14 protein-coding genes are annotated in these 9,977 nt (G+C 70.2%); 5 read left to right on the forward strand and 9 right to left on the reverse strand.

What is annotated here, in order from left to right; all coding sequences use genetic code 11:
- Window positions 1-100 precede the first annotated feature (100 nt).
- The 3 genes from AOK18_RS04355 to AOK18_RS04365 all read right to left on the reverse strand — a co-directional run bounded on the left by AOK18_RS04355 (window position 101) and on the right by AOK18_RS04365 (window position 2,687).
- Complete coding sequence (locus tag AOK18_RS04355) at window positions 101-580, reverse strand: hypothetical protein (protein WP_055693431.1); 480 nt, start codon at window positions 578-580, stop codon at window positions 101-103.
- Window positions 581-592: 12 nt separating this feature from the next.
- Window positions 593-1,888: a helix-turn-helix domain-containing protein gene (locus AOK18_RS04360; protein WP_055693432.1), complete on the reverse strand. Its 1,296-nt coding sequence runs from the start codon at window positions 1,886-1,888 to the stop codon at window positions 593-595.
- Between the two features lie 340 nt (window positions 1,889-2,228).
- Window positions 2,229-2,687, reverse strand: a complete 459-nt coding sequence (locus AOK18_RS04365) for a DUF6221 family protein (protein WP_055693433.1) — start codon at window positions 2,685-2,687, stop codon at window positions 2,229-2,231.
- 353 nt (window positions 2,688-3,040) lie between these two features.
- Here AOK18_RS04365 and AOK18_RS04370 point away from each other — a divergent pair, with 353 nt between their 5' ends.
- Entirely contained in the window at window positions 3,041-3,391 is a 351-nt protein-coding gene (locus AOK18_RS04370) for a hypothetical protein (protein WP_055693434.1), read from the forward strand.
- A gap of 9 nt (window positions 3,392-3,400) precedes the next feature.
- Here AOK18_RS04370 and AOK18_RS04375 read toward each other — a convergent pair whose 3' ends face one another.
- The 6 genes from AOK18_RS04375 to AOK18_RS04400 form a co-directional block, all read right to left on the reverse strand.
- Window positions 3,401-3,841 (reverse strand): hypothetical protein, encoded by a 441-nt coding sequence (locus AOK18_RS04375; RefSeq protein ID WP_055693435.1) that lies wholly within the window; start codon window positions 3,839-3,841, stop codon window positions 3,401-3,403.
- Complete coding sequence (locus AOK18_RS04380) at window positions 3,838-4,746, reverse strand: WhiB family transcriptional regulator (protein WP_055693436.1); 909 nt, start codon at window positions 4,744-4,746, stop codon at window positions 3,838-3,840. The genes AOK18_RS04375 and AOK18_RS04380 overlap by 4 nt, the downstream gene beginning before the upstream one ends.
- Before the next feature lie 407 nt (window positions 4,747-5,153).
- On the reverse strand, window positions 5,154-5,447 hold the full coding sequence (locus AOK18_RS04385) for a hypothetical protein (RefSeq protein ID WP_055693437.1): 294 nt from the start codon (window positions 5,445-5,447) through the stop codon (window positions 5,154-5,156).
- Between the two features lie 542 nt (window positions 5,448-5,989).
- Complete coding sequence (locus tag AOK18_RS04390) at window positions 5,990-6,427, reverse strand: hypothetical protein (protein ID WP_157865024.1); 438 nt, start codon at window positions 6,425-6,427, stop codon at window positions 5,990-5,992.
- Window positions 6,424-7,389 carry an ATP-binding protein gene (locus AOK18_RS04395; RefSeq protein WP_079104842.1) on the reverse strand — a complete coding sequence of 322 codons (966 nt, stop codon included), beginning with the start codon at window positions 7,387-7,389 and terminating at the stop codon, window positions 6,424-6,426. Before AOK18_RS04395 ends, AOK18_RS04390 begins: the two co-directional genes overlap by 4 nt.
- A gap of 90 nt (window positions 7,390-7,479) precedes the next feature.
- Window positions 7,480-7,998 carry a hypothetical protein gene (locus tag AOK18_RS04400; protein ID WP_157865025.1) on the reverse strand — a complete coding sequence of 173 codons (519 nt, stop codon included), beginning with the start codon at window positions 7,996-7,998 and terminating at the stop codon, window positions 7,480-7,482.
- A 225-nt stretch (window positions 7,999-8,223) separates the two neighbouring features.
- Here AOK18_RS04400 and AOK18_RS04405 point away from each other — a divergent pair, with 225 nt between their 5' ends.
- The 4 genes from AOK18_RS04405 (at window position 8,224) to AOK18_RS04410 (ending at window position 9,508) form a co-directional block, all read left to right on the forward strand.
- Entirely contained in the window at window positions 8,224-8,583 is a 360-nt protein-coding gene (locus AOK18_RS04405) for a hypothetical protein (RefSeq protein WP_055693440.1), read from the forward strand.
- 17 nt (window positions 8,584-8,600) lie between these two features.
- Window positions 8,601-8,750, forward strand: coding sequence for a hypothetical protein (locus AOK18_RS32865; RefSeq protein WP_157865026.1), 150 nt, complete (start codon window positions 8,601-8,603; stop codon window positions 8,748-8,750).
- Between the two features lie 123 nt (window positions 8,751-8,873).
- Window positions 8,874-9,071: a DUF6011 domain-containing protein gene (locus tag AOK18_RS32870; protein ID WP_157865027.1), complete on the forward strand. Its 198-nt coding sequence runs from the start codon at window positions 8,874-8,876 to the stop codon at window positions 9,069-9,071.
- Between the two features lie 29 nt (window positions 9,072-9,100).
- Window positions 9,101-9,508, forward strand: coding sequence for a hypothetical protein (locus AOK18_RS04410; protein ID WP_055693441.1), 408 nt, complete (start codon window positions 9,101-9,103; stop codon window positions 9,506-9,508).
- Window positions 9,509-9,977: the final 469 nt, after the last annotated feature.

Here is a 9,977-nt window from a genome sequence, read left to right on the forward strand (position 1 = left end):
GTCCTCTTCGGGCCGGGGGCGGGCTGGGTTTTGGCGGTGGCGCGGGCGGCGGCGAGCGCCATGCGGGCGAGGTCGGCGCCGGACGCGGGCGGGGTGTCGGTCACGGCTGCGCCTTCCCGTCCAGGGCGGTCGCGGCCCGGGGCGCCCAGTCGTTCGGCCACCCGTGGAAGGCGGCCTCGATCTCGGTGGCCATGGGCGGCGCGATCTCCTGCCCGTCGGCTTCGACCCGGTACTCCTCCGGGATCTCCCAGAAGCCGTCCGGACGCAGCCGGAAGCCGCCCATCTCGAGCTCGATGGTGAGGATGCCGACCAGCTCGCGCAGGCCGTCCAGCGGGCCCTCGTTCGGGTCGCTGGCGAGGCCGGCTTCAACGCGCTCCCGGATGCTGGCCACAGTGACGCGGGCGGGCTGGCCGTTCTCGCCGACGGTGGTGAAGTAGCCGTCGATGACGGCCTGGCGGAACGCCTCGAACGTCTTCTGCCAGGTGACGCGGATCTGGCCTTCCCGCCGGGTGGCGAGGGCACGGGCCTGTCGGACTTGCTTGGCCTGACGGCTGCTGCGGTTCTTGGTCTTCTTGGGCATGACGGGGTCTCCTCAGAAGGCGGGGGCGAAGGTGTCGCGGCGGGCGTTGATGGCTTCGAGGGCGAGGGTCTGGTCGACGAGCCGGTTGGTGTACAGGCGGCGGGCGTCGCGCTCGCCCAGCAGGCCGATCGCGGAGAGGACGGCTTCCGGGTTCTTCATGCCGTCCAGGCGGGCCGCGATGATCTCCTCGCGGGACAGGTCCTCGAGGGCCACCGGCATCAGGTCGACGGGCTCCTCCACGACGGGTGTGAGGCGGGCCTGGATGGCGGCGAAGGCTTCGTCCATGGCGCGGCGGGCGGCGGGGCTCTTGGGGCCCTCACCAAGGTCGCCGTAGCCGGTCTCAGCGTGCCGGGCCTGCTCCTGGACGCGGGAGTCCTGCCACGCCTCCACTGCGGTCTGGCGGCGGGCCGCGGTGGTGAACAGCAGGTGCCGCTGTCCGAGCCGGTTGGCGAGCATTCCCGACGGGCGGCGAGCCTCCCCGGGCTGGATGGGCCGGTCCATTTCGGCGATGGCCTGGACCTCCAGGGCGGTCCAGCCTTCGTCGGCGACGTGGCGGACGATCCACGCGATGCGGGGAACGGACGCGCTCCGCAGCCACGGCACGGTCTCGATGAGCTGGCGGGCGAGCTGGTAGCGGCGGCCGACCTTGTTCAGGGTTCGCGGCCCGCGCTTCGATGACTTGGGGGTGGGGGACTTGGTTTCCCCGCTTGCGAGCTTGCTCTCAGGGGGGGAGTGAGTACCAGCCGCAGAAGAAGTGCCGGAAGTACCCACCTGCATTGGGGTGCAACGGGTACCGCCCGAAAGGGGGGTGCGGCGGTGGGGGCGGCGTACCTTCCGGGCGGCCTTCTTGGCGAGCTTTCCGAGAAGGGTGCGGTGCTCGGGGGCGGCGCCGACGGGACGGCGTTGCACCCCTTCGCCGGTGGTCCGGATACCGAGGGCGTGGTCGAAGGCGTGGGGGATGGTGCGCTCGAAGACGGAGGCCTGGTTGCCGCCGCCGCGGATGCGGGTGCCCTTGCTGCGGTACACGAGGAGGCCGGCTTCTCGGAGCATGCCCAGGTGGTACTTGACGGTGCGCACGGACACCTTCAGCTTGCGGGCGAGGTAGTCGACGGAGGGCCGGCACTCCTTCAGCGCGCTGATTTCCTGGGCGACGGCGAGGGTGGTGGTGTTCATGGCGCGGGGGCCGCCGGTGCGCTGGGGGGTGTAGTGGCCGCTGCCGTGGACCCAGTGGACGGCCTGCATCCAGGAGTGCGGGCAGGTGGCGATGCGGCCGGTGGTGGCGTGCAGCCACTGGTGTGCGGGGGGCACGGGGAGGCACTGGGTGCCGTCCCTGTGGGGGACGTTTGCGGAGGTTTCCGGCGCGGTGGGGCGCTGAACGTGACAGTCGGGGGTGCGCTGAGGCACTATGTACCTGCCGTCCTGCGGGACGTAAAAGCCCGCCTGGTGGTGAAAGTGGTTCTGACCGAACCTTTGAAAGTCGCTCGAATCGGGCCGGTCGCCAAACCGGATCGAAGTTCGGGCCTTAGCTCCGAGAGCCAACTCGGGGCCGTTGCACGAAGGCCGCGCACGGTGCGCCAACACCAGCGGCCAGGCGGTAGAGGATGAGCCCCCGCCAAGGGGCCCAGGAACCTCCCGCCTCAGCTACTCACTACGTCACTCGATCTCCCTCAATGGGTGGGGTCTGCCCAGTCCAGCCGTAGCCCTCAGCTACCAGCTCCAGGGCGCGCTGCATGGCCTCAGCCCAAGCCGCATACGGCTCAGAGCTGGGGTGGTACTTGGCGTTCGCGGCGGTACGGCGAACTTCAGCGATGAGTTTCCGGTCGGCGGCGCAGCGACGCAGGACCGAGGCGGGGTCGTTCGCCGCGATGTGCTCAGCGTGCGCGCCACCGTATGTGGGCACCACTTCCGCGACCCGATCCCACTGGTCGCACGTCGCCACGAACGTTCCAGTCGCGGGACGCTCGATCACGCGCCAAACACTGACAGAGGACGCCTCTGCCCCTGCCAGGTTCACAGTGGCCTGCTCAACCGATTCCTGTGCCATCCGCTCGCGCTCGCCGATGGCGTTGTCCAACCAGGCGAGGAGGTCCCCGCCCTGGGCGGTCATGCGGCTGAGGGGGTAGTGGTGACAGGACCCGCCTGCATCGCCGGTGTGATCTTCACGGCGGTGGCTGAGGTTGCACTGTCTGATCGTCCGGATGTCCGGGTACTCTTTGCCATGTCGGCACCTTCGCAGCTGTTGAGTGTCGGCCCGGCCCCGCACCCGGTGTTACCAGCACCAGGACCACTGCGGGGCCGTTCCTCTGTCTTGTGGCCAGCGACCTAATCTGAATGGTCGTCTGACGTGTACCACATGCTACCGGTTGAAGCGGCCACTGTCCCAGGTCCTTCCCCTTGTGTCGTTCGTCGGACTGATCACACCAACGGGCGACGGGCCGTCAGACGCTACGCTGCGGCGCCATGACCGAAACCCGAGACCTCCCCGACCTCCCCGCCATCCGCGCCATCACCACCTTCGTAGAAATCCGCACCGAGGAAGCCGAGCAAAGCCTCCAGCGGTACATCCCGCACGGACAGCACTTCAGCACCGACGCCCTCGAACTGCTCAGCCTGCCCCGCGCCCTGCGCCAAGCAGCACAAACCGCAGCCTGGCAACTCACCGAGCAACTCACCGAGCACGCCGGGGCCGACGAAGAAGCGGCATGGCAACTGTGGTGCACCCTGCTCCACACGGTCCGCCCCTTCCACCGCCACCCCGACCTCCCGGAGGCGGCCCGCATCGCGCTCGCCGCCTACCCCTATCGGATCTGACACGGCCCGTCAGTGCCCGTCCGCCGCCTCGCCGTCCGCCGGATGCGGCACCTCCGGAGCCACCAGACGCCGCGACCGCGCCACACTCCCGCCCATCGCGTGGAAGCCCGCCTCCTCGAGCGCCCCCGCTATCCGGTCCATCTCATCCCGGTACAACCGCGGCATCACCGACCGGCGACCCGCATGCAGACCCACCGCCAACGCCCGATCCCAGATGCGCTGCACCACCACCGGGTCCACGTCCGGGAACAGATCCCGCGCCAGCTTGTCCGGACGGCCCACCGTCTCCAGTTCGGCGTTCGCGATCAGACCCGCCAGGAACTCACCCGACGACATCGCACGCCCCGTCAGCACGGCATCCGTGCGCATCGTCTCGAACGCCTCGTCCTCGAGGACGCCGTCCTGGACGTCGTCGGAGGAGGCGGGGGTGGTGGCAGGGATGTGGTTCATGCTGCGGCTCCAAGAGAGACAGGGACGGAACGGAGAGACACGACGGGCGCGGACGAGGAAGGGGGCGGGGTGTCGAAGAGGGGGAGCTGCCCGGGGCCCGCGATCGTGACCCGGGAGCGGCGGCCACGCCGCGGGCGAGACGCACGCAGCCGGCCCACCGCAGGCACCGACCCGGACGACAGCCCGCCCGACGCCCCCGGTACCTCCACCGACGGCACGGCCTCCGCGGACGGGGCGGGTCTCGAGGACGGCGACGACCCGGACGACGGCACCGGCGGCGGCACCGCGGGCACCGTTCCGTCATCCGCCACCACCACCGACTCGTCCAGCAGCCCCTGGTCGACGGCCGCGGCCAGCAGCTCTCGGCGGGTCGCGGTCCCCTTGTCCAGGTTCAGCTGCGTGACGAGCCGGGAGCGCTGCCAGTTCGCCGTCCTGACGTCCACCCCCGCCGCCTGGGCAACCGCCTCCGCCTCCGCGTGCACGGCCAGCGCCTCGAGAACCCGCAACCGCTGCGGCGTCCGCATCTGCCGCACCGGCGCCTGCGCGGCCACCTCGTGCCGGCGCCGGATGAACGCCCGATGCCGCTCCAACGCCAGCCGGCCACCCCAGATCCCGTCCGGCTCCGCCAACCGTGCCTTCCCGCCCTCCACCACCACCGAGTTGGCGTAGGCGTCGCACTGGACCATCACCGGGCAGTTCAGGCACACCTCCACCGCGGCCGCCTGCCGGGCCTCCCGCACCCGCTGCGGCTCACCACCATCCAGGTCCTCCCCGTGCCACGCGTCCAGCGACAGGGCCGTATCCCCCGCCGCCCGGGACGGCTGGTCCACGTCCGGAGCACACCCGCGGTACCGGAAGTGCGGGTGCTTCTCCCACGCTCTCCTGAGAGCGATCGAGTCGGTCATGGGGTGTCTCCTTCCGAGGACGGGGCTATCGGGGAACAGGGGGCAGGATTCACGGCGTCGGCCACCAGGCCGGGCACGGACCGGGCAGCAGCCGGAGCAGGCGGAGCGGCCGAGGGAGCGGGCGAGGGGCCCGGGAAAGCCGGGACACCGGCCGGAGCGGACGGCGCGGCGGCTGGCGTCACCTCCCGGGACAACCGCAGCCGGAACACGTCCAACTGTCCCCGCAGAGCCACGTTGTCCCGGGCCGCACACCCGGCCATCAACCGCTGCGACACCGCCTCACGCCTGAGCCGGCGATCCCGGGCCTGCACCAGGGCGTAAACGGCAACCGCCGCGGCAAACGCCACGGCGGCAGAAACAGTGCGCGCCACCATGGCACTCACCTCCAACATCAGGGGAAGGGATGGTCATTTCTCCGTGATCGAACGCGCCCACTCCGCGGCCACGATCAGCTCAGCCGTCCGCACCACCGACGACTCCCCCGCCCGAGCCGCCGCAGCCTCCTGCGCGTCCAGCACCGCCTCGTCATGCGCCGCCTGCACCACCGCCGGCATCGACCGCCACTCCTCCCGCCGGGCCAGGTACTCCCGGCTCCGCGTGTACGCCAACGGCCGGCGCCGCTCCCACCACACGGCCAGCACGACACCGAGCACAGAGACGACCAGGAGAGCCGGGATCACCCAGCGGACGGGTTCAGACATGACGGACCTCGATTCGGCGAACAGCCGGGGACGGGTGAGGTGATACGGGACGCCCCAGGAAGGGGACTTCAGGGAGGACGGAACCTCCAAGGGGCCCGCACGACGGCAGGCCCCGTATCGAGGACCCGAAGGGCCCCGGGATCATGCAGCAGTCTTATGAGCCCCGTGCTTTGGCAGACCGAAGTCTTTCCGGTAACGGGCAACCGTGGTGCGGGCAACGCCAGTCTGCCGGTGAACAGCCCAGTCACTGAGACCAGCACGAAGCAGGGACTCAACTTCCCGCCGGCGATCGTCCGGGAGCCGAGTGAGACGGTACTGACCACCGGCCCGGTACTCCTCCTGCCAGGCGTTGTACGCATCCCGGCACGGGGCACAGAGCCGTTCGCGTTCCTTCCAGTGCTGCCGCGCACCCCGAGGCGTACCGTGCTCACGCGGCATCGGCGGCGGACCCATCTGCGCCGACGTCGACGGCTCCAAACCGAGAGAGACCATCAGCTCATCCCACTCAGTCAGCGTGCGCTTGGCGTAACGAGCGCTCGGACTCACGACGCCTCCTTACGGCTACCGGTGAGGCGGTAGCGGCGGTCAGCAGCCGCGTTCGCGGCCCGGCAGACGTCGCAGGACTCCCCAGCCTTGAGATGCCGGCGGTACATGCGAGGCTCACCACAGACGGGCTCCGGCCTGGCCTGCCTCACGCGAGTCTTGGGGTGGGCACCACCGGGCTTCCAGCCGTTGTTCTTCCAGCCGGTGACGGTCGAGCTATCGGACCCAATGAGCTGCCCAACGGCCTTCAGGCTGAAGCCGCGGCCGTCAAGGATCCGCGCGGCATAGATCTTCTCCCCGGTGGTCAGCTTCACCCGCTCGCCGTTGATGGCGTACTCGATTGCGATGAAGTCCAGGTCTTCGGCGGGGTCGAACGTGTCCGTGGTCGAGACGTACAACCGTTCACGGACGCCCACACCGACGCGGTGACCGTTCATGCCGCGCCCCGCTCCGCGTCGCCGCCCTGGACGGCCCGACGCATCTGCTTACCCCGCTCCTGGATCCGCTCCCCGAGCGTCGTCGGCTGCCCCTCCGGAGACAACATCGGCGCCCCCTCCAGCCGGCGCGCCCGCACCTTCCGCATCAACGCGCCCAGATCCTCGAACGTCGCCTCCGGCCGGTTCGCCTCCGTGATGAGGTCCTCCACCGGCTCCACCGTGCTGCCGTCCTCCAGCCACGCCTTGATCTGCTGCCCGAACTCGATCCCCGGCTCCTTCACCACCGCACCCGTCAAACTCCGGGCCCGCGACTTGGTGACCACCAGCGTGTTCTCGAAGTCCATCGACCCGACGATGTCGAACTCGTACTCCAAGCCCTCGCGCTGCTCCGGCTTCAGCCCGACCTTCCGCGGCACCTGACGGCCCCGGTCGTTGGCCTCCAGCACGTAGTCCGTCTTCGACCGCATCGTCACGATCACATGGCCCGGGTAGGCGACCAGCGCATCGACCATGCGGCGCTCCATCGGCCGGGCCTCCTTCCACCCGCCGAAGCTGTTCCCGCCGAAGCCCTTCTTCGCCGCGTGGTCGACCTGCTCCAGCATGCCGCCCGTCCCGGACCAGAAGTGCGACAGCGAGTCGACCACGACCACGTCGTAGCCTCCGGCCTGCGCCGCGGCGAGCGCCTCCACCAGGTCTTCCGGGGAGAAGTAGGACAGCTCCAGCGCGTCGAACGCGAACTCGTTGGCGTACTTGGAGGCGGAGCCGCGTTCGGTGTCGATGACCGCGATCCGCGAACCCAGCGCCGTGGCGATCGTCAACGCCGTGTAGGTCTTGCCCGACCCGGACGGCCCGTCCAGGGCGACGCGCGCCTTGGCCTGCTCCTTGGTGGCCTTCTTGAACTGAAAACGGGTGTGCTGAGTGGGACCGCCCGCGTTCGCGGCGGCCTGCGTGGCCTGAGCCATGTGAGGTCTCTCCTATGGGGTTGTACTCGATGATGTGCGGGCGGCGGCCGGTCTGGTTGTCGGCGTCCAGGCCGGCCCCGCCCGGGGCCGCTACTCGGCCTTGTTCAGCTCAGCGACCCGCGCGAACGCGGCCACGTCCTCGTCCGTGACGCCCAACTTCTCCCGCAGGTACGAGATCGCCACCCACGACTCCGTGAGCTTCCGGGCGTAACCCAGCTCCTTACCAAGGGCGGGAAGCCGCTCCCGGAGCTGACCGCGCAGACTGTCCTCGACCGTCACGTTCAGCACGACCCGCTTGCCCTTCAGTGAGGACCGGGCCGGCTCCGGCGGCGTCCAGTCGCCGGCCAGCACCTTGCCGTGCCCCTGCGTGACCAGACCGCTCAAGTTCTTCCGCTGCTTCTCCGCAGCCGCCTTCAGCGCGTCCCGGAGCCCGATGTGCATGGTCAGCGGAATGTTCGTGGTGTACGCGCCCGAACCCGCGCCTTCGCGCAGTTGGGACCAGCCGCCAGGGCCGGCGAGGGTGCGGAGCTCGGCCGCGTAGTCGGGGCGGCCCTTCTCCTCGCAGAAGTCGGCGATGACGGTCAGCTGTTCGCGCATGGGACGGGGCACGCGGCGGTGTCCTTTCGGCGGGCGCCGCCCGGACCGATAGGTGGGCGGGCGCGTGGGGGCGTTAGCCACCTCAGTGTCCTCCAGTCTGCATTGCAGCGCCATGCCCGTCGGGTGTGGCGGTCGGGGCGGCGCCCCAACGGGTTCAACAGTACGCGCTCGTGCATTGCAATGCAATGTTTATCGCGCTACTGTGGTCACACCGCACCAACCAAGGGGGAGCCCACGATGAACGCTCGCAGCCGCCAGGCCCGCCAGACCATCCGCAACCGGACCCGCACCCAGCGCGCCGCCACCCGCGCCCGCCGCGCCATCAACACCGGCACCCCCCAGACCGCCCGCACCCACCTCGTCGCCGCCGGCATCGACGACACCACCGCCAAGCGCTACGCCGGCGCCTTCTCCCGGGGAACCACCCCCACCGCCCTCATCCACACTGACGTCAAGCTGCGCGGCCGCCGCACCAAGACCGTTCCCGTCAAGCTCTACGACCGCGCCGCGTTCACCGCCCGCCTCGCCGTCTACCGCCCCAAGGACCTCACCGCGGCCCGCCTCTTCGAGCAGGCCGCCCACCAGCTCGCCGCCTGACCAGAAGGAGACCCCCTATGTACGACTGCCGCACCTGCCAGGGCGACGGCGCCCACCCGGAATGCAACGGGTACGGCTGCGAAGACTGCGACATGGAGACCGGGAACTGCCCGACCTGCTTCGGCACCGGCAACGACCCCGTGCACTGGCAGCCGCGCAGCGCCTGACCCCGGACACAACGAAGGCCACTTCCCGAACCGGGGAGTGGCCTAGTCACAAGCGAAGCGTGCGGCCAGCATACAAATTTTGCTCCGCAACCACCAGCCCAACGCAGGGACCACACTGACCTCATGGACGATCGACGGCAGAAAGCGCTGCTCATCGACCCCGGGCAGCGGGCCCGCGTCTGGTGCAAGGCGCCCGGGTGTCCTCACGAGTTGACCGACCCCGAATCGAAACGCCGCGGATACGGGCCGACCTGCGATCCCGAGCCCCGGCACACCAGCCCGCGCTTCGACATCGACCAAGACGCCATACCCGGCCTGTGACACCTAGGCGTCCTGTAGAAGGGAACCCCATGAACGCCACCGACTCGCTCCGTACCGCCCTCGCCGCGTCCGCCGCCATCGAGGAGGTCTGCCCCTCCCGCGTCTGGGCGCCCGTCGACCACCCCGGCCCGTGCCGGCCGCCGTTCCTGGCCCGCACCCGGGACTGCGACTGCTCCCGCTGCTGTGCCGCCGCCGCCCACGAGCCCGGCTGCTCCCGGCCCGACAGCCCCGAGTGCACCTGCCCGAACGACGCCGACTACCACCAGCCCGACTGCCCCGAGTACGAAGAGGAGACCCGCATGTTCGACCAGTTCACCGCTGACGAGATCAGCCGGTGCCACGAGGCCACCGAGTTCGACCACCAGTGCGTCGTGTGCCGGACCCTGGGCCAGGAGACCGAGCGGCCGGACGAGGCGATCCCCGGCACCGACTACTGACCGGCCCTGTCCCGCCCGGCCGCGGCGTCCTCTCCACCGGGGAGGGCGCCGCTTCGCTTCCCGGGCACGCCACCGCGGCGCAGGGGGAACGTCTCCCGCCCGCGGGCCTAACGTGTGCTCCAGCAGCACCGACCAGGGCCCGCGCGCCCCGCCCCATGATCGAAGTGGTTACAAAACTTCCGAGGCCACCACACTCCAGCCCGCGTCCGCGCGACCCCGCCCTGCACTCTCGCGCACACCGTAACCACCCCGCCATCAGGGGTGAGGTGCCTCGGAAGTTTTGTAACTGATCACTGTGGTGGGCAGACTATGGGGCATGGACGCATGGGAACTGCTGCACACCTGGCTCGAGAACTCGGTGCTGCGCCCCTCCACACGCGCCGAATACACCCGCGAGATCGGCTTCTTCCTCACCTGGTGCGACCAGCAGACACCCCCCATCGACCCCATCACCGCCCGCCCCCAAGAC

Origin of the sequence: Streptomyces prasinopilosus (genome assembly GCF_001419695.1) — a bacterium.
GTDB lineage: Bacteria > Actinomycetota > Actinomycetes > Streptomycetales > Streptomycetaceae > Streptomyces > Streptomyces prasinopilosus.